The following is a 23,371-nucleotide window of genomic DNA, read 5'->3' as shown; positions in this document are numbered from 1 at the left end:
TGTGTGGACTGCAAGTTTGCGAGTGTACCCAAGATCCCGCACGGGATCACGGTTGGCTTATTTGCGACCCTCGAACGGTTGCAGCACGATCTGATCCTGTTTGAAGGCGATGCGGATGGGGCCGTGGTCGATGTCGACCCGGTAGCTGCTGTTGGCCAGCTCCACCTCGACGCCGGCACAGAGGCGCTGGGTGGCGGTGACATCCATCTCGCCGAGCAGCTGCTGCAGGGTCTGCTGGGCCTCATCGAGCTTGGCATCCAGCCCCTTGCTCTGACTCAGGTACTGCTGACGCAGGGTCTTTATCTTTTCCAGGGTCTGCGGGTTGCGGCGATCGCTCGGCAATTGCAGCAGTTTGAGCAGCAGATCCTGCACCTTGAGCAACTGCTCCCGGCAGACCTGCTTGCGCTGTTTGAGCTCCTGCTCCTGCTGTTTGTGAGTGAAATAACCGCCGAGGATCTGCAACCGGGTATGGTTGGCGGCGGAGGCGCCGATGCTGGGAGCCAGGATCTGGCGATTGGCGATGCTGATGCCGCCGAGCAGGGTGCCTTTGCGCATGGCACTGTCGCCGACCAGCAGATCCTGGCCGCTGCGACTGTGGCAATGGGTGAGCTGAGTCTGGATCTGGATGTTGCCGCCCGCCTCCAGCTTGGCGTATTGGGCATAAGCTGCGTGGATCTCTCCCTGGGCGCTGAGTCGGCAGAGCAGATCGCTCTCCTCGGTCTTGCGACCTATGATGCCGTGACGCACCGTGATGGAGCCGCCGGATTCGATGTCGGCACCCTCGACGAAACCGCCAATCACCACGTCGCCACTGGCCTTGATCCGCATGCCGGCAAAGACATCGCCGCTGATGACGAGGGCCCCCTCGAAGGTCACATGGCCGCTGCGGGCGTCTACCTGCTTGAGGCTAAGCACATCATCGACCCGCATGCCCTGCTTCTCCTGGCAGGGCAGGCCGGGGCGGCTGGCGAGCAGCAGATTGGGATCATCGCTGGCGATGAGGGTGCCCTCCCCCGGGACCATGGCCATCTCCTTGCCCGGTTTGACCGGCAAGTGCTGACCTGTGACCGTGAGGCCGGGGGAGCCCTGAGTTGCGGGATGGCGGCGCATCAGCGGATCCCCGGCCCGCACCGTGATCAGGCTGCCGAGATCGCGCAGGTCCACCTTGCCGTGCTCGGTTTCCTGAGGTTTGAGGATGCGATCGGAGGGGGTGTCGACCAGACGCTCGAAGCGGGTATCCTGGCCGGGGATGGGGGGGATGCCATGGGCGATGGCGGGCTGGAGCAGGCTGCCGGGTGCCCCCTCCTTGGCGAGTTTGATGGCCAGTTCTATCAGGGTGCCCTGCACGCCGCTATTGACCTCACTCTCGGCCAAGGCTTGCTGCAGCTGGTCAAGGGTCAGGGGTTTGCCGCCCCAGTCGCAGGTGATCTGGGCCCGTGCCGTCATCTTGTCACTGTCGATCAGTATCATCAGCCGGGCGTCCTGGCGCTTGGCGATGGGGATCGGGTTGGGGGGGATGGGGGCATCGGGCTTGCTTTGCAGGGTATTGAGCAGGATGACCGCCTGCTTGATCCCTTCGTGCAGGGGTTGGTAGCGACGGCAGTTGGAGGCATGTAGCAGGGCGAGCACATCGGCCTCGCGCACTGGCCGTTCTGACCCGGGCAGGATGCGCAGGCAGGCAAACTCCATATCGGCGGACAGCTGTAACCACTCTTTGCTTAACACCCTGGCTCCTGCGCAGTCCATCTGACTGATTTATCTATCAATTCCATTGATTCCCACTTTGTCGATACCCTGATGCGGGAGATTGTGGCCCAGTATCCTGATAATTCTTCTTATTGGTCAATGAGCTATGTCCAAATGGGTGACGAGGGTTGAAGAAATCTACAGGGGGAGGGGATATGCTCAGGACTGGGTGGCAAGGGAGGGGAGGCAAGATGCTTTCATGGTACAGAGGCGGGCTTTGTTTGCTGGCACTTACGCTGGCTGGTTGTCAGCCGACGACCGAGCCGGGGGCGCTCGGCACCCTTGAGCGGGACAGGGTCGAGCTGACCGCAACCGCAAACGAAATTATCCGCGCCCTGCCGCTGGCAGAGGGCAGCCAGGTGGCCGCCGGGGATCTCTTGGTGCAGCTCGATGACAACCGCCAGCAAAGCGTGCTGGCCGAGGCCAGGGCCGATGAGGGGGGGGCCAGAGCGGCGCTGGCCAGGCTCACCAATGGCGAGAGGCCGGAGGACATAGCCGCGGCCCGTGCCGATAGGGATCAGGCTCAGGCAACCCTGCGCGAGGGAGAGCGCAACTTCAGTCGCGTCGCCCAGCTGGTGCGTCAGAAGCTGATGAGTCCGGCGGATCTGGACGGGGCCCGCGCCGAGCGAGATGGCGCTCTGGCCGCCTGGCAGAGTGCAGAGCAGCGTCTCGCCAAGCTGGTGCACGGGGGGCGCATCGAAGACATTGAACAGGCTCAGGCCAATCTGGCCGCAACCCGTGCCCGGGTTGCCCTGGCCGCTCAGGAGTTGGCGGATCTGAGCGTGCGGGCACCCCGCGCTGGGCGGCTCGACAGTCTGCCTTATCAGCTGGGAGAGCGGGTGGCGACCGGCGCCGTCCTGGCGCGCCTGCTGGCCGAGGATGGCCCCTATGCCAGGGTCTATGTGCCCGAGCCGGACCTGGCCCGCTACCGCCTTGGGAAATCTCTTGCCGTCTATATCGACGGGGTGGCCGAGCCCATGACCGGCAGCTTGCGCTGGATTGCCAAGGATCCTGCTTTTACTCCCTATTACGGTCTCAACGAGCTGGACAGGGCACGGCTGGTCTACCTGGCCAAGATTGATCTGCCAGCTGCCGCCAATCCCTTGCCAAGCGGTATACCACTGCGAGTGGAGCCGACCGATGAGTGACACCGCCAGCCCGCAGAGCACAGCCATGGACGAGCCGGCGATCCTGGCCGAGGGGCTGACGAGGCGTTTCGGTGACATGGTCGCGGTCAAAGATCTGGCTCTTTGCCTGCCCAGGGGGCAGATCCATGGCTTCCTCGGTCCCAACGGTTGCGGCAAGTCCACTACGCTGCGCATGCTGACTGGCTTGCTTACCCCGTCCGAGGGGCGGGTGCGGGTGCTGGGGCTGGAGATCCCGAGGCAAGCCGAGGCCCTGCGCCAACGGATCGGCTACATGACGCAGAAATTCTCTCTCTATGACGAGCTGACGGTGTGGGAGAACCTGGAGTTCATGGGCCGCATCCACGGCATGGCCCAATCTGGCCTGAAACTGCGCCTGCAAGAACTGCTCACCACCTATGAACTCGCGCCTCTGGCCCGGCGGCGGGCGGGGGGGCTGAGCGGCGGCCAGAAGCAGCGGCTTGCCCTGGCCGCCGCCGTCATTCACCGGCCTGATCTGTTGCTGCTCGATGAGCCGACCTCGGCGGTCGATCCCCAGAACAGGCGCGACTTTTGGGAGAAGTTGTTCGATCTCAGCGAGGCGGGAACCAGTATTTTAGTGACCACCCACTACATGGACGAGGCGGAGCGGTGTCATCACCTGGCCATCATGGAAGCGGGTCAGGTGCGGGCCCAGGGTTCACCTCAGGGGCTGATGGATGCCATGACCACCCGGGTGGTGGAGGTGCTGGCTCCGGATCTGCGTCCCCTCAAACAGCACCTGCTCACCCTGGCGGCGGTTCGTTCGGCGGCCCAGCTTGGCCAGCGACTGCGGGTGCTGGTGGACAAGGAAGAGGCGGATCCCCTGGCCTGGCTGCGTCAGGCCTGTCCTGCTCTGGCTGGCGCCGAGCTGGCCGAGGTCAGACCCAGTCTGGAAGATGTGTTCGTCAGCTGCACGGGCCGGGAGGTGAGGGCATGATCCGCTGGTGGCGACTGTGGGCCATTACCCAGAAGGAGCTGCGTCAGCTCGCCCGGGACAGGCTTACCTTTGGCACCTGGGCGGTGATGAGCCCCTGTTGCCTGAATATCACGGAAGTCACTACGAGGGTGAAGGCATGATCCGCTGGCTGCGGCTGTGGGCCATTACCCAGAAGGAGCTGCGTCAGCTCGCCCGGGACAGGCTCACCTTTGGCATGGTGGTGATGATACCCCTGATCCAGCTGCTGCTGTTTGGCTACGCCATCAATACCGACGTGCGCCATATTCCGGTCGGTCTGCTCGACATGAGTCGTACCGCAGACGCCCGCCTGCTGGTGGAGGCGGTCAAGGCAACCCAGGTGGTCAGCATAGCGCGCCACTATGAGGGGGTGAGTCAGGCGGAGGTTGCCCTGACCCGGGGCGAGGTGCGCGCCGTGCTGGTATTGCCGGCGGATTTGCCGAGGCGGCTAGGTGAGGGGCGCCCCGTGGGGCAGTGGCTGGTCGATGGCTCGGATACCCTGATCGCCAGTGCCCTGCTGGGTCTGCGCAGCATGCCGCTCACCGAACTGGATCCCAAGCTGACGCAGCCCCCGGTCAGCCTGGAGACTGTGCTCTACTTCAATCCCTCGCGTCGCTCGGCCATCAACATAGTGCCGGGCCTGCTAGGGGTCATTCTCACCATGACCATGATCATGTTCACCTCGGCCGCCATAGTGCGCGAGCGGGAGCGCGGCAACCTGGAGCTGCTCATCACCACGCCGGTGACGGCGCTGGAGCTGATGCTTGGCAAGATCTTGCCCTACATAGGGGTGGGGCTTGTCCAGGTCGCCATCATACTCGGGCTGGGCCACCTCATCTTCGCCGTGCCGATCAACGGGGCCCTGAGCCAGGTCTTGCTGGCGACGCTGCTGTTCATCGCCGCCAGCCTGACACTGGGGCTGCTCATCTCGACCCTGGCCCAGACCCAGCTGCAGGCGATGCAGATGACGGTGTTCATCCTGCTGCCCTCCATCCTGCTGTCGGGCTTCATGTTCCCCTACGAGGGGATGCCGGTGCCGGCCCAGTGGGTCGCCGAGCTGCTGCCTGCCACCCACTTCATGCGCATCATTCGCGGCATAGTATTGCGGGGTGGCGATCTGGCATCTCTCTGGCAGGACGCGCTCTGGCTCGGTTTTTTTGCCGTTGCCGTGCTGCTGTTAGCGGCCCATCGTTTCAAGAAGAGCCTGGATTGAGGGGCATGAAAGAGAACCCCGGATTGCCGGGGCCTGTGACATCACTCGGGCAGGCGCTGGGCGCTGCGGGGCAGCGTAGGGTAATCGGCGATGACGGGCAGGCCAGCCTGCTGGCGGCGCAACATGTCGAGGGCGGCGAAGGCGAGGATGCGCTGGCCGCTCTCTGGATCCGGGTGACTGAGCCTGAGGGTCTGGCCCCAGTGGCGGCCATCGCGCGACAGCAGCATGGGCACCCCCTCGGCCCCCGCACGGCCTATGGTGAGGGCCAGTCCCTGGGCAGGGCCCTGGAGCCGGGCAAGATCGTCTGGCAGATCCTGCCGATAGCCGGCGCTCACCCCGGCCCGGTCACGGCACAGGGCCAGCAGGGCGCCCTGACTCGCTCCTTCTTGCAACTGCAAGGGTTGATCCTCGGCCAGCCGTGCCAGTATCTGCAACCAGGGGGCCTCATCCCCTCGGCCGACCAGCCAGGGGGCTATCGCGTCGAGCAGGCGGGCTTCGGCGGTGTCCATGTCCTGCGGGCAGGCGCCGTGGCCGATCAGCTTGAGCTCGATGAGCGGCATGGCGGAGCGATAGCCCAGTTCTATCCCCTCGGGCCAAGGGGCGGCATCGAGCTTGTCGCTCAAGGCCGACTCCGAGATGCCAAAGCTGTAGAAGCGGCGCAGCTCGGTGTCCCGCGCACTTCCCGCACCGCGTAGCCGTGGCAGTATCTGCTCGCGCACCATCTGCTTGAATTCGAAAGGCACCCCCGGGGTGAAGACGAGTCGGCTCTGACCATGGGTAACCAGGAAGCCACAGGCGGTGCCGACCGGGTTATCGAGGATCTCGCAGCCCCCGGGCAACCAGGCCTGTTTTTCGTTGCTGGCTGGCATGGGGCGACCTCGGCTGGCATAGCGGGCCTTGATGACATCGAGCCAGTCAGGGTACAGCGTCAGCGGTGCGCCAAAGGCCTCGGCCGCCGCCTGGGCGGTGAGATCGTCGGCGGTTGGCCCTAAGCCGCCACAGACCAGCACCAGTTCGGCGCGAGCGGCGGATTCGCGCAGCAGGCTTACCAGATCGGCCATGTTGTCGCCCACCGTGTGGCGACGGCGTACCTGCCAACCCTGTTCCAGCAACAGGGCGCTGAGCCAGGCGGCATTGGTGTCCACCACCAGGCCGGTCACTATCTCGTCCCCGGTGCTGATTATCTCTATGTGCATGACAAACTCCTGATGAGGTTCCCCGGACCTGCCTTGGGCCGAGCCATGGCTGCGGCATGAGCCTGGGCTATCTTGTGTTCCCTGCTGCACCTTGTCCATGGGGTTCTCCTCGCGGCTACGACTTCGGCTTGTGTTCGAAGTAGTAGCTGATGCGGGTTCGGGGGTTCAGGTATTCAAACACGGCGGGAGGCAGGCGCTTGGGATGGATCACCTTGGCGATGGTGAGCCCCGCTTGCTCCAGGTCGATGATGGCCGCCTCCTGACGCGGTATTCGAGGGTCGTAGACCAGCACGCTGGGGCAGAGCAGTCGGGCGCTATTGATGGACATCACCAGCCCGACCTGGCCGCTGGAGAGCTGGACCACGCTGCCCGGAGGGTAGATACCGAGCAGGCGGATCAGCTGGGCCAGGTTGTCCGGGTTGAACTGGCCCTTGCGCTGCTTGTAGAGGCTGGAGAGGGCCGAGTAGGGCACCTTGGCCTGACGATGGCAGAGGTTGTCGTACTCGTTGATGAGCGACACCAGCTGGGTCGGGGGATCGAGCTGGCCGGCCTTGAGCCCCTCGGGCCCGCTGCCATCCAGATATTCGTGATGGTGCAGCACTATGCCCTTGGCTTCGGCGGGGAAGGCGCTCGCCAGGTTGATCAGATCAAGACCATAGCGGGGATGCTGGGCCAGCAGGTTTTGCTCCGGCTTGGTGAGGGCGGTGCGCTTGCGCAGGATCGGGCTCGGGATCTTCAGTTTGCCGACATCATGGAACAGGGCGCCCATGCCGATCTGGCTGATCTGCTCGGCCCCCATTGCGCACTCCTTGGCCAGCATCATGCTCAGTACGCTGACGTTGAGGGAGTGATAATAGAGCTGATCCCCCTCCTCGCCATCGGCCATCAAGTGCAGCACCAGCTCATCCGCGGCCAGCAGCTGCCGGGTGATGGCATCGATCAATTCCTTGGCTTCGCCGATGGCATTGAGGGGGCGGGCCTGCACCTTGCCCATCAGGCTGCGCACCTGGCTCAAGGAGTGCTGGAACTGCTTCTCGCACTGCTGCAGGTCGCGGCGATACTGCTGCAACTGGGCGATGCGATCTTCCTTCTCCTGCTGCATCAGCGCCTGCTGGCGGCCCGTCTCCAGCGGTTGATCCAGGGTGGGCCGCAGGGCATCCAGCGGTTTGGGTGGGCTGTCGCTCTTGTCGGGGATCAGGGTGACCTGTTTCAAGCCGAGTCGGCGGATAAGTGCTATCTCTTCGTCGCTCTTGATCTTGAAACTGGAAAACAGGAAAGGGTGCTCGCGCCAGCCCAAAGGCAGGGAGACATAGTTGCCGACTTGCAGCCGGTCTACTGAAATGGTGATACCTGTCATGGTGTTCGGAATGAGGGGCGCTTGAGCCGTATGCTAGTCAAAGGCAGGGGCGAACACAAAGGTATCTGATGACAGCTCGGGAGCTTTATTATAGGCTTCTAGATGTCCAGACATTTTTACCGATGCAGTACAGGGAGTCAGCATGCCCATCAAGATCCCGGATCAGTTGCCCGCCGCCGAAGTATTGGGGCAGGAGAATATCTTCGTCATGACGGAATCCCGGGCCGTCACTCAGAACATACGCCCGCTGCGGGTGCTTATCCTCAATCTGATGCCCAAGAAGATAGAGACAGAGATCCAGCTGATGCGGATGCTCTCCAACTCGCCCTTGCAGGTTGACGTGGACCTGCTGCGCATCGATGACAGGGAGTCCAGAAATACCCCCCAGGCGCATCTGGAAAACTTCTATCACGATTTTGAGCAGGTGCGCGGCAACAACTACGACGGCATGATCATCACCGGGGCCCCTCTGGGGCGAGTGGAGTTCGAAGAGGTTATCTACTGGGACAAGGTAGTCGAGATCATCGAGTGGTCCCATGAGCATGTCACCTCCACCCTCTTCCTGTGCTGGGCCGTGCAGGCGGCGCTCAAGGCGCTCTATGGCATGGACAAGCAGACCCACGGCGAGAAGCTCTCCGGCATCTATCGCCACCACCGGCTCGATGAGAACGAACCGTTGCTGCGTGGCTTTGACGACGACTTCGTGGCGCCCCACTCCCGCTATGCCGCCTTCGATGGCGATCTCATCCGTGCCCATACCGACTTGCAGATCTTTGCCGAGTCCGAGGAGGCTGGCGTCTATCTCGCCGCCACCAAGGATTGCCGTCAGGTGTTCGTCACCGGTCACCCCGAATACGATGTGCTGACCCTGGACGGGGAGTACAAGCGGGATCTCGAGGCGGGGCTAGAGCCCATGGTGCCAGTCAACTACTACCCCCACAACGATCCGGCCAAGTCGCCACGGGCCAGCTGGCGTAGTCATGGGCACCTGCTGTTTGCCAACTGGCTCAACTACTACGTCTACCAGCTCACCAGTTATCGCCTGGAGGACATCGGCAAGGTGTTCACCTACGAAAAACCCCGCGACTGAGTGTGATCTGCCGCCTGCCCCATGAAAAAAGCCGCCCGGATGGGCGGCTTTTTTGTGGGCTTAGAGCCTATGCTGAGCCTGGGTCAGCCAGCCTAGTAATCGCCGTTGGCCCGCTTGGCTTTCTCTATCATGGGGGTGATGGTCATCCCCTGCACCACGATGGAGAACATGACTACCGCATAGGTCATGATCAATATCACCTCGCGCAAGTCCACGCCGGAGGGGAGCATCATGGTGTCGGTTGGCAATGCCAGCGCCATCGCCATCGCCAGGCCGCCACGCAGGCCGCCCCAGGTCAGAATGCGGATGGAGAAGGTGTTGTAGCTGCGGAACTTGCGAAACGCCACATAGGGCAGGGAGACGCTGATGAAGCGCGCCGCCAGGCAGAGTGGAATGGCGATGATGGGCAACAGCCAGAACTCCCAGCCAAGATCGAGCAGCACTATCGCCAGACCGATCAGCAGGAACAGCAAGGCATTGAGGAACTGATCCATCAACTCCCAGAAGTGATCCAGATAGTGCTTGCTCTGTTCGGAGAAGCCGGTATGACGAGTCCAGTTGCCGATCATGATACCGGTCACCACCATGGCCAGGGCGCCGGAGACACCCATGATGTTGGCCAGGGCAAAACCGGCGGTCGGGATGCACAGGGTCAGCAACAGTTCGAGGGAACCATCATCGGTGGCGCTGATCATGACGTGGGCCAGCAGGCCGAGCAGCAGACCGAACAGTATGCCGCCGAGGGCTTCATGCATGAAGACAGAGGCCACACCCGAGAAGGTAGGCTCACTGCCGCCGAAGGCGACGGCAAAGACGGTGACGAAAATCACCAGACCCACACCGTCGTTGAACAGGGATTCCCCCTCGATCTGGATGGCGATCTGGGGTGGCGCCTTGAGCTTCTTGACGATGGCCAGCACGGCGATAGGGTCGGTGGGGGAGATGAGGGCCCCGAACAACATGCAGTAGATAAAGGGGATATCCCAACCCAGCAGGGCCGAGATGCCCCAGAAGCCGTAGCCGATGAGGAAGGTCGACAACAGGGTTGAGAAGAGGGCGAGAATGGTGATCTCCCACTTCTGATCTCGCAGGGCTGGCAGATTGATCCCTATCCCGCCTGCAAACAGCAGGAAGCCCAGGATCCCCTTGAGCAGGAAGTCCTGGAAGTTGATGCTCTCCATGGTGGAGACGGCCAGGGGTTGCAAGTTGAACCAACCCAGCTTGCCGAACATGACCATCAACAAAGAGATCAGCATGGAGCCCGCCGTGATGGCAATGGTGGTCTGGATTTTGAGGACATATTGGTTGGCGAAGGCGATGAGAATCGCCAATGCTGCCAAGAAGCAGAGAGTGTAGTAAACGCTCATATTTATTTTTCTCGTTGGAGTTACAGCAAGCACGAGTCCATACAGGACGCGCATAGGGTACTCTGTGGTGATAGTTTACTCACTACCTACTTTTGGGTATCGAGACGAAAGTTTTAGACAGATAGACGGCTAGATTTCCATTTTTTTTCTTTGCTGTTAGGATGAAGCCACGCAGTTGCATGGATGTAAGAGGGAAGAGCGGTGTCGATAAATAACAAGAGTCTACAGGCTTGCCTGGCGCAAAGGATCCTGATCATAGATGGTGCCATGGGTACCATGATCCAGGGCTACAAGCTGGGTGAAGCGGATTACCGGGGTGAGCGTTTTGCGAACTGGCATACCGACATCAAGGGCAACAACGACCTGCTGGTGCTGAGCCAGCCCGGGATCATTCGCGAGATCCATGATCAATATTGCGCCGCCGGGGCCGACATCCTCGAGACCAACACCTTCAACGCCACCCCCATCGCCATGGCCGACTACGAGATGGAAGCCCTCTCGGCGGAGATCAACCTCGAGGCAGCCCGGCTCGCCCGCGCCGTTGCCGATGAGTGGACGGCCAAGGACCCCACCAAGCCGCGTTTCGTGGCTGGCGTGCTGGGCCCCACCAACCGCACCGCCTCGATCTCCCCGGACGTCAACGACCCGGGCAAACGCAATGTCACCTACGACCAGCTGGTGGCCGCCTATACCGAATCGACCCACGCCCTGATCGAGGGGGGTGCCGACATCATTCTGATTGAGACCATCTTCGATACCCTCAATGCCAAGGCTGCCGCCTTCGCGGTGGAAGGGGTGTTCGAGGCGCTGGGCTATGCCCTGCCGGTGATGATCTCCGGCACCATCACGGATGCCTCGGGCCGTACCCTCTCGGGTCAGACGACCGAAGCCTTCTATCACTCCCTGCGTCACGTCAAACCCTTGTCATTCGGCCTCAACTGCGCGCTGGGCCCCGATGAGCTGCGCGAATACGTGGCCGAGCTGTCTCGCATCAGCGAGAGCCATGTCAGCGCCCACCCCAACGCCGGTCTGCCCAACGCCTTTGGCGAGTACGATCTCGATGCCGATGAGATGGCGGCCCACATCCGCGAGTGGGCCCAGAGTGGTTTCCTCAACCTGGTCGGCGGCTGCTGCGGTACCACCCCGACCCATATCCGCGCCATGGCGGACGCCGTGGCTGGCCTCAAGCCGCGGGCCTTGCCCACGCTGCCGGTCGCCTGCCGTCTGTCGGGTCTGGAGCCCCTCATCATCACCGCGGAGTCCATGTTCGTGAACGTGGGGGAGCGCACCAACGTCACCGGCTCCGCCAAGTTCAAGCGACTCATCAAGGAGGGGCTCTACGATGAGGCCCTCGATGTGGCCAAGCAGCAGGTCATGAGCGGTGCCCAGATCATCGACATCAACATGGACGAGGGGATGCTGGACGCCGAGGCGGCCATGGTGCGCTTCCTTAACCTCATCGCCGGTGAGCCGGACATCGCCCGGGTGCCGGTGATGATCGACTCCTCCAAGTGGGAGGTGCTGGAGGCGGGCCTCAAGTGCGTGCAGGGCAAGCCGGTGGTCAACTCCATCTCCATGAAGGAGGGGGAGGAGAAATTCATCGAGCAAGCGAAGCTGCTGCGTCGCTATGGTGCCGCCGTCATCGTCATGGCCTTCGATGAGCAGGGTCAGGCCGATACCCGGGCCCGCAAGTTCGAGATCTGCCAGCGCGCCTACCGCGTCCTGGTGGACAAGGTCGGCTTCCCGCCGGAAGACATCATCTTCGATCCCAACATCTTCGCGATCGCTACCGGTATCGACGAGCACAACAACTACGCGGTGGACTTCATCGAGGCGGTGAAGGACATCAAGGATAATTTGCCCCATGCCATGATCTCCGGCGGCGTTTCCAACGTCTCCTTCTCGTTTCGGGGCAACGAACCGGTGCGCGAGGCGATCCATGCGGTCTTCCTCTACCACGCCATCCAGAACGGCATGGATATGGGGATCGTCAACGCCGGTCAGCTCGCCATCTATGAAGATATTCCGGCGGAGCTGAAAGAGAAAGTCATCGCCGTGGTGCTCAACCTCAATGACAACGCCACCGAGGAGTTGCTGGCCATTGCCGAGCGTTATCGCGGCAATGGTGCGCAAGCCGAGGATCCCCGGGATCAGGAGTGGCGCAGCTGGCCGGTGGGCAAGCGGCTGGAGCACGCTCTGGTCAAGGGCATCACCGACTTTATCGAAGAGGACACCGAAGAGGCGCGGGCCGGGGCCGAGAAGCCGCTGCACGTGATCGAAGGGCCGCTGATGGATGGGATGAACGTGGTCGGCGACCTGTTCGGTGCCGGCAAGATGTTCCTGCCCCAGGTGGTCAAGTCGGCGCGGGTGATGAAGCGGGCGGTCGCCTACCTGCAACCCTATATAGAGGCGGAGAAATCGGGGGGATCGAGCAACGGCAAAATCGTGATGGCCACCGTCAAGGGGGATGTGCACGACATCGGCAAGAACATCGTCGGCGTGGTGCTGCAGTGCAACAACTACGAGATCGTCGATCTGGGGGTCATGGTCTCCTGCGAGAAGATCCTGAAAACGGCCCGTGAGGTGAACGCCGACATCATCGGTCTCTCGGGTCTTATCACTCCCTCCCTGGACGAGATGGTACACGTGGCCAAGGAGATGGAACGTCAGGGCTTCAAGCTACCGCTGCTCATCGGCGGCGCCACCACCTCCAAGGCGCACACCGCAGTCAAGATTGAGCAGAACTACTCCGAGCCCGTGGTCTATGTATCGAACGCCTCCCGGGCAGTCGGCGTGGCCCAGAGCCTGCTCAACCCCGAGCTCAAACCCGCTTTCGTTGCCCGCATCGACAAGGAGTACGAGATTGCCCGGGAGCAACATGCCCGCAAGCAGCCGAGATCCAAGCCGGTCAGCCTGGCCCACGCCCGGGCCAACCGCCAGCAGTTGGACTGGGTGAACTATCAGCCCCCCGCCCCCCGCGAACCCGGGGTACAAAAGTTCGAGAATGTCGCCATCTCGGTGCTGCGTCCCTACATCGACTGGACGCCGTTCTTCCTGAGCTGGGAGCTGGCGGGCAAGTATCCGCGCATCCTGGAAGATGAGGTGATCGGCGAGGAGGCGACCAAGCTGTTCGTCGAGGCCAACGCCATGCTGGATCTGCTGGAGCGCGATGGCAGCGTGCGTTGCGCCGGCATCATCGGGCTCTTCCCCGCCAATCGGGTCGGCGACAGCATCGAAGTCTATAGCGACGAGTCGCGCAGCGAGGTGCGCAAAGTGCTGCACCACCTGCGTCAGCAGAGCGAGAAGCAGGGCTTTCCCAACTACTGCCTGGCGGACTATGTGGCGCCCAAGGAGAGCGGCAAGCCTGACTGGATCGGGGCCTTCGCGGTGACCGGCGGCATAGGTGAAGAGACCATAGCTCAAGCCTACAAGGCGCAGCATGATGACTTCAATGCCATCCTGGTGCAGGCGGTATGTGACCGTCTGGCCGAAGCCTTTGCCGAATACCTGCACGAGCAGGTGCGCAAGGTGCATTGGGGCTATGCCCCCGAGGAGGCGCTCAGCAACGAGGAGCTGATCCGGGAGAACTATCAGGGTATACGACCTGCCCCTGGCTATCCGGCCTGCCCGGAGCACACCGAGAAGGGCAGCATCTGGGAACTGCTGGATGTGGAAAACGCCATCGGCATGCAGCTGACCGAGTCCTACGCCATGTGGCCTGGCGCCGCGGTATCGGGCTGGTACTTCTCCCATCCGCAAGCCAAGTACTTCGCGGTGGCGCAGATCCAGCAAGATCAGGTCGAAGATTACGCCATGCGCAAGGGCATGAGCCTGAGTGAGGCCGAACGTTGGCTGGGGCCTAACCTGGGTTGAGACGCGCGTCAGCCAGGCTGACCATCAGCCCCATGAAAACGGCGGTTCCACTATGGCGCCGCCGTTTTACATCTGGATGACAGCATCCGACATTTTGCACTTTTTGTGTGGATTGTCTTGTTGTCAGGATAAACGATTGGCGTTGTCATGGCGCTGTGGCACCTTATACTCTCCCGCCCTATCCTGCCCAGGCACTGCCTCCTAGCGGAACTTTCATGAAGATTGCAATTTTATCCCGTGAGCCCAGAAACTACTCCACTCGCCGCCTGGTCGAGGTGGCTCGTGCCCGTGGTCATGAGGTCGAGGTGCTCGACACCCTGCGCTGCTACATGAATATCGCCTCCCATAATCCCTCCATCCATTATGAAGGGGGCGAGCTCGGAAATTATGATGCGGTGATCCCGCGCATTGGCGCCAGCATCACCTTTTACGGCACCGCCGTACTGCGCCAGTTCGAGATGATGAGCACCATGGCCCTCAACAGTTCGGTAGCCATCTCCCGCTCCCGTGATAAATTGCGCGCCATGCAGCTGCTGTCACGTCATGGTATCGGTCTGCCGGTGACAGGTTATGCCCACAGCACCCATGATGTGCCGGATCTCATCAAGATGGTGGGGGGCGCCCCCCTGGTGGTGAAGCTGCTGGAGGGAACCCAGGGGATAGGCGTGGTGCTCTGCGAGACCCAGAAGGCCGCCGAGAGCGTGATCGAGGCCTTCATCCAGACCAACAACAACATCCTGGTGCAGGAGTTCATCCGCGAAGCCGATGGCGCCGATATTCGCTGCCTGGTGGTCAACGGCAAGGTGGTCGCCGCCATGCGCCGCCAGGCCCAGCCGGGGGAGTTTCGCTCCAACCTGCATCGGGGCGGTACGGCCGAGGCGATCAAGATCACCCCGGAAGAGCGGGCGACAGCGGTTCAGGCCGCCAAGATCATGGGGCTGGACGTGGCCGGTGTCGACATACTGCGCAGCGCCCGTGGTCCGCTGGTGCTGGAGGTCAACTCCTCCCCCGGTCTGCAGGGGGTGGAAGCGGCTTCCGGCAAGGATGTGGCTGGCAAGATCATCGAGTATCTGGAGCTCAAGGCGAGTCGCAAGCACAAGCCGGCGGAGTGAGTCCCCGAGCTGGCACCGGCAATGAGTCAGCGGGGCTCAATAACAGAGGGGAGCCCAGGCTCCCCTCTATCGTATCCGACACCAGGATAAGGTTCATGTCAGGGCTTGCAGTCCCCGGTTTTCCAGGCGCTCGCGAAAGGCCCGGGCCAGCCGATCGTAGAGATCCGGTGCCTCTTTATCCTCGATGTCGCCACGGATCCAGGGGTTGTCGATGATCTCTAGCAGTACACAATCGCGCCCCTGCTGACGCAGATCCACCCCAAACAGGCCAGTGCCGAGCTGATGCACGGCCCGCCGCGCCATCTGCAATACCCGTTCTGGTACTTCGGTCAGCGGCATGGCCTCGATCCGGCTCATGTCGAGGGGGTGCTTGCGGCGACGGATGCGATTGCCGGGTTCGGGGCGGTAGCGGCGGCAGGCAAACAGAGGAGAGCCGTCGAGAAAACCGATGCGCCAGTCAAACTCGGCCGGGATCCGGCTCTGTATCAGCAAGAGGGCGGAACGACTCAGCCCCTCTTCCAGCAGGCGGACGAGCTGCTGCTCGTCACTTGCCATGGCCAGATCACGCCCCTGGGCGCCGTCCGGGATCTTCACCATCAGCGGCAGGCCAAGGCGCTGCACCAGCTCGTCTACCTGATGACGTCCGCGACGGGTGACCACCATAGTCGGTGGCATGGCCACGCCACTGCGCACCATCAACTCATAGAGGTAGAGCTTGTTGCTGCAGGCGAGAATGGCGCGGGAGCTGTCGATGACCGGCATCTTTAGCTGCTCGGCCCGACGGGCAAACTCGAAGGTGTAGTGGCCGACGGCGGTTTCGGATCTCAGCCAGAGGCTGTCGAATTCGGGCAGCCGCTCTATGGCGTTGGGGGCGAGGATCTCGGCGTGGATCCCCTGAGCGGCCGCGGCCCGGATGAAGCGAGCCAGCGCCAGTTCATCGCTGCTGGCGCGGCCATCGGCGGGATCTGCCAGTATGGCGAGCTGGTAGCGCGGTGTACTGGGCTCGGCCTGATCACCGACCAGGGACTGGACATGGCTCAACATCAGGGCGCGCTCCCCCTCGCCAAGGGCAAGGGGTGACAGGCTCTGCTGTTGGCGCACCGACCAGCCGTGGCGGCCGCGCTTCAGAGTCAGCTCCTGGAGCGGCAGCTGGCTCAGGCCATAGTAGTAACGAGCCAGCCCTGCCAGCGCCTCCTGTTCACATTGACCGAAGATGGCGCGCACCCGGATCCTGTCTTCGTTCTGCTGGGCCAGCCAGCCTTGCAGCTTGCGCCACAGCTTGGCCGGCGGCTGCTGGGGTTGCAGCACACTGATGGCTTGCAGCCCGGGCAGGCAGTGGTGGCCACGGGCCTGAGCCAACAGCGAGCAATAGTAGCCGGCACTCAGGTGATCCAGACTGCGGCAGAGGTTGATGATGCGACCACGTCCCCCGGTCGTTGGCAGGCCATGTTGCAAATAGGAACGGGCGGTCAGCAGGTAGTCGCCATGACAGGGCCAGTCACCCGGCTCCTCGACAATGACATAAGTACTCATATTTTCGACTCCAGGGATGAGGCTGCCGGTATGGCAGTATCCCCGGTGGGCTTCGATGCACCGACAGCACGACCATGGCGCGAGGGGGGACAAGAGGTTAGAGTGCCTAATATGACGCTTTGGTAACTTGTGATACAAGTCGCATTTCTGGTGCTGAAGATAAATAACTCAAACGAGGACTCCCCTGTGTTGACCCTGCGCGCCGCCCGTCCCGATGATCTGGGCGCAATCGTAAAACTGGAGCGTTACTGCTTCCCGCCCGAGGTCGCCTTCGGCCGCAATCGCTGGCACTATCTGCTCAGTCACGCAAAAGGACATACCCTGCTGTTGCACGATGCCAAGGGTCAGCTGATGGGCTATCTCTGCCTGCTGGAGCACAAAGGCTGGGATCGACTGGTGATCCAGACCCTGGCCATTCATTGGCGGATGCGGCGCCAGGGCTGGGCCCGTCGTCTGCTTGAGCAGGTGATAGCCAAGGGCAAGGCGCAGGGCTGGGGCGCCATCCGACTCGAAGTGGCCGATGGCAACGATGAGGCGCTGCCTCTCTACCAGCGACTCGGCTTCAAGGCCCAGCAACGACTGCCCGATTATTACGGCCGGGATCAACACGCCCATCGACTGGTGCTGCGATTGCACGAACCCAAGAAGACGGGCGACGTCGCCATACCGGGTTATCTCCGTGAGCTGTGAGATCTGTCTCGCGACAGCCATCCGCGCCAAGCTGGGTCGCTGCCCCGTCTGCGCCATCCAGACCCTGGTCATCGGCCTGACGGGGTGGACAGCCTGGTGGTGGCTGGGGGCGGACAGCTCGGTCAATGCCCTGACGGCTCTCCTGTTCGGGCTCGCCGGCTCGGCGCTGTTTGCGTTGCACCTGCTGGTTTTTGTCTGGCGCAAGATCAGGGGGCGCGAGCTCGACTGATACATCTACAAGCATGAACATCTTCGACAACCGATTTGAATAGCAGCCAAGGAGGCTCAGATGATTGCAATGGTAACGGGCGCTTCGTCCGGTTTTGGTGAGGCGATCAGCCGCGCGCTGGTAAAAGCGGGGCACAGGGTGATTGGCACTGGGCGACGCGCCGAGCGTCTGGCCGCCCTGGGCGATGAGCTGGGCGACAGCTTCCTGCCACTGGTGTTCGACGTGCAGGACAAGGCGGGCACCCGATCAGCCCTGGAGGGATTGCCCGCAGACTGGCGCGAGGTGGACCTGCTGGTCAACAATGCCGGTCTGGCCCTGGGACTGGCGCCGGCCCACCAGTCGGATCTTGATGATTGGGAGCAGATGATTGCCACCAACATCAGTGGCCTGACCCTGGTAACCCGGCTCTTGCTGCCGGGCATGGTGGCACGCAACCGTGGCCATGTGATCAACATTGGCTCCATCGCCGGCACCTATCCCTACCCGGGCGGCAACGTCTATGGCGCCACCAAGGCATTCGTTAAGCAGTTCAGCCTGAACCTGCGTGCCGATCTGGCAGGCTCGGCGGTGCGGGTTACCAATGTGGAGCCAGGCCTGTGCGGCGGCACCGAGTTCTCCAACGTGCGCTTCCATGGGGATGACGCCAAGGCGGCGACCGTCTATCAGGGGGTGCAGGCCATTCAGCCGGAGGATATCGCCAATACCGTGCTCTGGATCGGTGAGCAGCCCGCCCATGTCAATATCAACAGCATAGAGATCATGCCGGTGGCCCAGACCTTCGGCCCTCTGCATATCAGCCGTGGCTGAGTGCTCCGCCCGATGAAATGAAAAGAGGCACCCTGGGGTGCCTCTTTGTTTTGATGGCCCGGGTTAGAGGCTCATTATCTTCTTGAACTCCTCTTCCGAGTACTTCTTCTCCGTACTCTTGGTGAGATCCGTCATCAGCTTGTAGCGCAGATCCTTGGCCATCTGATAGGTCTGCTCCAGCTGGCCGTAGGAATAATCTGCCGCCAGCCCAAGCGCCGTGGCCTTGTCGCGGACATAACTCTGTTTGAGGGTTTTGTCGAGCATGGTCACCTCCTTGTAGAGCTTGGCGCTCTCCTTGCTCCAGACGCTGCGCAGCAGCGGCAGATACTTGTCCGGGTTGGTGTTGGCCAGCGCGGTCAGGCTGCGGAACTGCCAGTAGGCGGAGTCATCGGAGTAGCTGTCGCTGCCGGTGCGATAGGGCAAAGGGTAGGATTCCAGCGGGCTGTAGATCGGCACCATCACGGATTCGGCCAGCACGCCGTAGCTCTGCCAGATGATCCCCTGCAGCTCCTTGGGCATCTCCTTGCGCAGCTGGATCACGTGGGATTCGAGCTGCCTGTCGATGCGGATCGGTCGCTCCGCCTTGCCAGCGAGCCGTGTTCCCTCATAGGTGGCGCTCAGCACTTTGGCCACATCCGGCACGGCGATGAGGGCATCGGGCTTCATGAACAGCGGGTATTGCGCCTGCCGGGTGGCTTGCTGGTGGGAGGCGGTCAGCATTTGCTGGCCGAGCCATTCCCTGTCCACGTTGTAGGGGTCGGCAATGACCCCGAATGCCTTGGCGAAGTTGAAATCTTTCGGATCTGCCTGGTCGAGCAGTTTGTGCTCGCGCACGAACTCCAGCAGCTTGGGCGAGTGCAGTACATCGGCGCTGTCGAGATTGACGCCGTGGATACGCAGGCCGTTGGCCACCATGGCGTAGCTGTCATCGGGTACCCGCACCGCAATCCAGTGGTGGCCGGAGCCAATTTCCATCAGCCAGGCCTCGTTCACATCCGCCAGATAGAGGCTGTTGCCCTCACCGGCGCCATAGGTCTCCACATAATGGCCGAGCAGCGCGACCCCCTCCTTGGCCGTCTTGGCCTGCGGCAGGATCAGGGTGGGGATGATGGCTTCTATGACCCCTTTTTCGATCAGTGGATCCGCTTTCTGGGCCTTGTCGTTGACCTCGGCACTGGTGGTGGCCGAGAGGGCGACGTTGAACTCGTTGATGCCACGCTCCTCATAATATTTGCCGGCGGGATCGCTGGTGGTGGCATCCCAGTCACGGATGGCGGAGTAGGCGAGGAAGGCCTTGGGCATGGGCACTTCCAGCCCGTTGCCCAGCGTCCAGGTCTTGCCCTCGTTCTGCTGGGCAGGCCGGAAAGCCAGGAATTTGTTCCAGTTGTTGACGCCAAAATCCTCGTTCCTGGCGATCATTACGCTGCCATCCGCGCTGGCGCCCTTGCCGACGACAAGGCCGGTACAGGCGTCGGCACTGGTGCCAAGCAGGGTGAGCAGGGTGGCGGAGAGGAGACTCAAGGTGTGTTTTTTCATTGGTTTGCCCGAAGTGTAACTGTGAGTGAAAGTCAGGCGGTGGGATGGGATGCGCTCTGCCGCAGGCCGAAGGCGGCATGGAAGTATGCCGGTGGATTGGTCTGCCGATCATTGATATCGCAAACATTTCATCCATAACACTGCTTGCTGGTTCTATCGTGCGTGGAGATTGTATTCTTCTGTAGTTGTTTGCTTTGTGATCTACGCGTCAATCCTGTTTTTTATTTGGTTATTACTCATTTCAGTAGATACATGAACCATTTAATTATGATTTTGCAGTACATAAATCATAAAAATGATGCCACGCTCGACGGGGAGGATGCGTGGCGCCAGCCTGCACGGGGAACTCGGTCTATCCGGCATGATTGGTTATAACTTTCTGATTTTATTGTAAGTTATTGGGCGCCTATGTCACTGGGGCGGCTGACGGGCCCTGCCGGATAGGCGAACCAAATGGGAGTTTTATGAATCTCTCAGTCGGCAAGAAGAGTGAGTCAACAACAGAGACCAAGTGCGGCTGAGTGATGGCTGGTGCGACTCAAGCGACAATCTTATGTCATCGAGGGCAGGCACTTGCCTCTGTCTGGGGGCAATGGCCGGGTTGATGGCCTGGCAATGAGTGGGCTGGCCGACACCGGCACAGCAAAAAAGGGAGGGCGAACGCCACTCCCTGCTTGATCGTGTTGAGCCCGCCAGCGCTTGCGGGGGTTGTCCCTGGATTAGTTACTTTTTACCCGGGTACTATTTTTTTTCGGGGGCGATGCTGATGCCCACTGCCTGGGTTTGCACGGCCTTGATCTGATCGCCTTTGGCCATCAGGGCAAACTGATCCGGGTTTTGCACCTTCACGACTATGGTGTGATCCACCCCTTTGACGGTGACCGTTTGCTGCTGTTTGTCGAGACCTATGATGTCCCCAAAGAGGGTGACCTTGGCGCCAATGCCGGCTTCTGGGGCCTGACCTGCGGCGGCTTTATCCGCAGCAACCTCCACGATGCGCTTTCTCACCCCGGCGGTGCCTTTGAGCAGTTCCAGATCCAGCATCTGCAGGTACTCCAGCGTGACGGTGTCACCGACTTTCAGGTTCTGCAGGTTGGTAACCTTGTCACCGGCCACTATGTCGAATACATCGCCAGCGGCACCCTTCAGGCTGACCTTGCGGCTGGCCATGTCGATGGCGGTGACGGTCGCCGAGGCGGTCATTACTTCAATCAAGTTGGCCTTGCCTGGTGCACTCAATACTTGGGTGGCGAGCTCGGTTGCCTGTGCCTGTGCCAGGCCGGTCGAGAGGGTGAAGAGGGCGGCAATCCATGCGTGCTTCAATTTCATGTTTATAACCTCATAGCTGGGACGTCGTGGCAAAGCGGGCATCTGAATGATGGCGCGGCATGATCATGGTGTTGTTTAGCGGACTGTCTGCTCTGAACGACCATAACAGAGTCGCGCTTGGCTACCTTATCAAGATTGACGACAATTTTCATGTTGATGGTCAGCTCCCGTTTTTTGACCTCATGGGGCGCCAGGGGCACAATGACCACAACAATGCTCCCCGTGTGACCATCTTTGAGGATCCTGCCGTGCACAATTTTCAATACTCGAATCCGACCCGCGTCTGCTTCGGTGAAGGCCAGATTGCCAGCCTGCCCGAACTCATTCCGGCAGACAGTCGCGTGCTGGTGCTCTATGGCGGCGGCAGCATCAAACACAATGGCGTTTATGACCAGCTGGTGGCAGCCCTCGCAGGGCGCGACTGGCAGGAGTTCTCGGGCATAGGGGCCAACCCCCAGTACGATCAGTTGATGGAGGCGGTCGCCCTGGTCAAACGTGAGGGGATCGATTTCCTGCTGGCCGTCGGTGGTGGTTCAGTGGTGGATGGCACCAAATTTGTGGCCGCCGCCGCCTGTTACCAGGGCGAGGATCCCTGGGACATATTGAAAAGCGGTGCACCATTCGAGCGGGCCTTACCCCTTGGCTGCGTGCTGACTCTGCCTGCCACCGGCTCGGAGAGCAATCCCGCCGCCGTGGTGAGCCGGGGCGATGCCAAGCTCTCCTTCTACAATCCGCTGGTGCTGCCGCAATTTGCGGTGCTGGATCCCACCACGACTTACAGCCTGCCTCCGCGTCAGGTCGGCAACGGCGTGGTGGATGCCTTTGTGCATATTCTGGAGCAATACCTCACCTTCCCGGTGGGAGGGGATGTGCAGGACCGACTGGCCGAAGGCCTGTTGCAGGTGCTGATCGACAATGGCCCTCTGGCGCTGTCCGAGCCGCAGAACTATCAGGTGCGTGCCAACATCATGTGGGCGGCCAGTTTGGCGCTCAATGGCCTGATTGGCCGCGGTGTGCCCCATGACTGGTCCAGCCATGCCATCGGTCATCAGCTTACCGCCCTGTATGGCCTGGATCATGCCCAGAGCCTGGCTGTGGTGTTGCCCTCCCTGCTGCGCGAGCAATCGGCCCAGAAGCAGGAGAAGTTGTGCCAATATGCCAAGCGGGTCTGGCAGGCAAGTCGGGAGGACAAGGCGCTGCGTATCGAGGAGGCCATCATCCGCACCGAGCAGTTCTTCCAGCAGATGGGCGTCGGTACCCGCTTGTCGGATTACAATCTCAACGAGAGCTGCATTCCTGCCATCTGTTCCAACCTCAAGCGCTTTGAGCTGACGGCGCTGGGGGAGCACCAGGACATAGACCCGGACAAGGTGGCCAGGATTCTCTCCCACGCCCTCTGAGTCGCGACTCCCCTGGGAAGATCGGGTCATGTCATGGCACCGGGTCGGGGCATCCAGATCCTACGTGGAACCCTCGACACCTTGTCATTGATATGAAAAACGCCCCTGTTCAGGGGCGTTTTTCATATGGGCAGAGCCAGTATCAGCATGCCGAGTCCAGCTCGCGCTCCAGGGCTTCAGCCTTGCGACAGCCTGGGTGCTCCATCAGGCGTTGATGGTAAGCCAACAGGTGGGGGAAGTGGGGCAATTGGCCACTCTGGGCCAGCAGATCCACCAGGAAGGAGTTCATGATGTCGGCGCCGGTGAGGCGCTCTTCCACCAGATAGCGGCGAGTGCTCAAGACCGCATTTAGATAGCCCAGCACCTTGGCGCACTCCGCCTGGGCGTAGCCCGGCAGGAAGCGCATCGGGCTGCCATCCTTGCGCACGAACATGTCGAGCAGCAGCGGCAAGATGCCGGAGCTCTCGGCAAAGTGGATCCACTGCAGGTAGTCGGCGTACTCCGGGCTCTCAGGGGCGGGAGCCAGGGAATGAGGGGCGTGGCGGGCTATCAGGTATTCGGTGATGGCACCGGATTCGGCCAGCACTCGGCCGTCAAACTCGATGACCGGCGACTTGCCGAGGGGGTGGATGGCCTTGAGCTCGGGCGGTGCCAGAAAGCTGGCAGCATCGCGCTGGTAGGCCTTGATCTCATAGGGCAGCCCCAGCTCTTCAAGCAGCCAGATGATGCGTTTCGAGCGGGATTTGTTCAGGTGATGCAGGACTATCATGGG

Annotated in this window: 19 protein-coding genes; 11 read left to right on the top strand and 8 right to left on the bottom strand. The window is 61.6% G+C overall.

The window, feature by feature from the left end:
- Positions 1-57 precede the first annotated feature (57 nt).
- Positions 58-1,725, bottom strand: coding sequence for a flagellar assembly protein A (locus tag ACSMDR_RS10460; protein ID WP_040318843.1), 1,668 nt, complete (start codon positions 1,723-1,725; stop codon positions 58-60).
- A gap of 212 nt (positions 1,726-1,937) precedes the next feature.
- Between ACSMDR_RS10460 and ACSMDR_RS10455 the strand changes: the two genes are divergently transcribed.
- From ACSMDR_RS10455 to ACSMDR_RS10440, 4 genes are read left to right on the top strand one after another with little or no spacing between them, the layout of a single operon-like run.
- The gene (locus ACSMDR_RS10455) at positions 1,938-2,894 is read left to right on the top strand and encodes an HlyD family secretion protein (protein WP_436468142.1); all 957 of its coding nucleotides are present in this window, start codon (positions 1,938-1,940) and stop codon (positions 2,892-2,894) included.
- 25 nt (positions 2,895-2,919) lie between these two features.
- Positions 2,920-3,849, top strand: coding sequence for an ABC transporter ATP-binding protein (locus ACSMDR_RS10450; protein WP_436468247.1), 930 nt, complete (start codon positions 2,920-2,922; stop codon positions 3,847-3,849).
- Positions 3,846-3,989 carry a hypothetical protein gene (locus ACSMDR_RS10445; protein WP_436468141.1) on the top strand — a complete coding sequence of 48 codons (144 nt, stop codon included), beginning with the start codon at positions 3,846-3,848 and terminating at the stop codon, positions 3,987-3,989. Before ACSMDR_RS10450 ends, ACSMDR_RS10445 begins: the two co-directional genes overlap by 4 nt.
- On the top strand, positions 3,986-5,080 hold the full coding sequence (locus ACSMDR_RS10440) for an ABC transporter permease (RefSeq protein ID WP_436468140.1): 1,095 nt from the start codon (positions 3,986-3,988) through the stop codon (positions 5,078-5,080). The genes ACSMDR_RS10445 and ACSMDR_RS10440 overlap by 4 nt, the downstream gene beginning before the upstream one ends.
- Before the next feature lie 41 nt (positions 5,081-5,121).
- Here the strand turns inward: ACSMDR_RS10440 and ACSMDR_RS10435 are convergent, their stop codons facing one another.
- Both ACSMDR_RS10435 and ACSMDR_RS10430 read right to left on the bottom strand, forming a co-directional pair.
- Positions 5,122-6,276, bottom strand: a complete 1,155-nt coding sequence (locus ACSMDR_RS10435) for a molybdopterin-binding protein (protein ID WP_436468139.1) — start codon at positions 6,274-6,276, stop codon at positions 5,122-5,124.
- Positions 6,277-6,391: 115 nt separating this feature from the next.
- Positions 6,392-7,633, bottom strand: a complete 1,242-nt coding sequence (locus ACSMDR_RS10430; protein ID WP_436468138.1) for a cyclic di-GMP phosphodiesterase — start codon at positions 7,631-7,633, stop codon at positions 6,392-6,394.
- A gap of 142 nt (positions 7,634-7,775) precedes the next feature.
- On the opposite strand from ACSMDR_RS10430, the gene metA reads away from it, so the two are divergent.
- Positions 7,776-8,723: a homoserine O-acetyltransferase MetA gene (gene metA / locus ACSMDR_RS10425; RefSeq protein ID WP_005892672.1), complete on the top strand. Its 948-nt coding sequence runs from the start codon at positions 7,776-7,778 to the stop codon at positions 8,721-8,723.
- A gap of 92 nt (positions 8,724-8,815) precedes the next feature.
- Here the strand turns inward: metA and ACSMDR_RS10420 are convergent, their stop codons facing one another.
- Complete coding sequence (locus ACSMDR_RS10420; protein WP_005892670.1) at positions 8,816-10,090, bottom strand: cation:proton antiporter; 1,275 nt, start codon at positions 10,088-10,090, stop codon at positions 8,816-8,818.
- A gap of 201 nt (positions 10,091-10,291) precedes the next feature.
- On the opposite strand from ACSMDR_RS10420, the gene metH reads away from it, so the two are divergent.
- A complete protein-coding gene (gene metH / locus ACSMDR_RS10415; RefSeq protein ID WP_436468137.1) occupies positions 10,292-13,963 on the top strand; it encodes a methionine synthase in 3,672 nt (1,223 codons plus the stop codon).
- Positions 13,964-14,178: 215 nt separating this feature from the next.
- Positions 14,179-15,075 carry a 30S ribosomal protein S6--L-glutamate ligase gene (gene rimK, locus ACSMDR_RS10410; protein ID WP_005892668.1) on the top strand — a complete coding sequence of 299 codons (897 nt, stop codon included), beginning with the start codon at positions 14,179-14,181 and terminating at the stop codon, positions 15,073-15,075.
- A 93-nt stretch (positions 15,076-15,168) separates the two neighbouring features.
- Here the strand turns inward: rimK and ACSMDR_RS10405 are convergent, their stop codons facing one another.
- Positions 15,169-16,608 carry a RimK family alpha-L-glutamate ligase gene (locus ACSMDR_RS10405; RefSeq protein ID WP_005892665.1) on the bottom strand — a complete coding sequence of 480 codons (1,440 nt, stop codon included), beginning with the start codon at positions 16,606-16,608 and terminating at the stop codon, positions 15,169-15,171.
- A 186-nt stretch (positions 16,609-16,794) separates the two neighbouring features.
- Between ACSMDR_RS10405 and ACSMDR_RS10400 the strand changes: the two genes are divergently transcribed.
- From ACSMDR_RS10400 to ACSMDR_RS10390, 3 genes are read left to right on the top strand one after another with little or no spacing between them, the layout of a single operon-like run.
- Positions 16,795-17,298, top strand: coding sequence for a GNAT family N-acetyltransferase (locus ACSMDR_RS10400; RefSeq protein WP_436468136.1), 504 nt, complete (start codon positions 16,795-16,797; stop codon positions 17,296-17,298).
- A complete protein-coding gene (locus ACSMDR_RS10395; protein ID WP_005892660.1) occupies positions 17,288-17,527 on the top strand; it encodes a DUF3624 domain-containing protein in 240 nt (79 codons plus the stop codon). Before ACSMDR_RS10400 ends, ACSMDR_RS10395 begins: the two co-directional genes overlap by 11 nt.
- Positions 17,528-17,587: 60 nt before the next feature.
- A complete protein-coding gene (locus tag ACSMDR_RS10390) occupies positions 17,588-18,334 on the top strand; it encodes an SDR family oxidoreductase (protein ID WP_005892658.1) in 747 nt (248 codons plus the stop codon).
- A gap of 63 nt (positions 18,335-18,397) precedes the next feature.
- Here ACSMDR_RS10390 and ACSMDR_RS10385 read toward each other — a convergent pair whose 3' ends face one another.
- Both ACSMDR_RS10385 and ACSMDR_RS10380 read right to left on the bottom strand, forming a co-directional pair.
- On the bottom strand, positions 18,398-19,870 hold the full coding sequence (locus ACSMDR_RS10385) for a C69 family dipeptidase (protein WP_436468135.1): 1,473 nt from the start codon (positions 19,868-19,870) through the stop codon (positions 18,398-18,400).
- Positions 19,871-20,611: 741 nt separating this feature from the next.
- On the bottom strand, positions 20,612-21,199 hold the full coding sequence (locus ACSMDR_RS10380) for a hypothetical protein (protein WP_436468134.1): 588 nt from the start codon (positions 21,197-21,199) through the stop codon (positions 20,612-20,614).
- A gap of 248 nt (positions 21,200-21,447) precedes the next feature.
- Between ACSMDR_RS10380 and ACSMDR_RS10375 the strand changes: the two genes are divergently transcribed.
- Positions 21,448-22,599: an iron-containing alcohol dehydrogenase gene (locus ACSMDR_RS10375; RefSeq protein ID WP_436468133.1), complete on the top strand. Its 1,152-nt coding sequence runs from the start codon at positions 21,448-21,450 to the stop codon at positions 22,597-22,599.
- A 142-nt stretch (positions 22,600-22,741) separates the two neighbouring features.
- Here the strand turns inward: ACSMDR_RS10375 and ACSMDR_RS10370 are convergent, their stop codons facing one another.
- Positions 22,742-23,368 (bottom strand): glutathione S-transferase family protein, encoded by a 627-nt coding sequence (locus tag ACSMDR_RS10370; RefSeq protein ID WP_005899781.1) that lies wholly within the window; start codon positions 23,366-23,368, stop codon positions 22,742-22,744.
- Positions 23,369-23,371 lie beyond the last annotated feature (3 nt).

This window comes from Aeromonas molluscorum, from assembly GCF_051376105.1.
In the GTDB taxonomy this organism is placed as follows: Bacteria; Pseudomonadota; Gammaproteobacteria; order Enterobacterales; family Aeromonadaceae; genus Aeromonas; species Aeromonas molluscorum.
The sequence above is the reverse complement of the archived record's forward strand: the minus strand, read 5'-3'. Positions and strand labels throughout refer to the sequence as shown.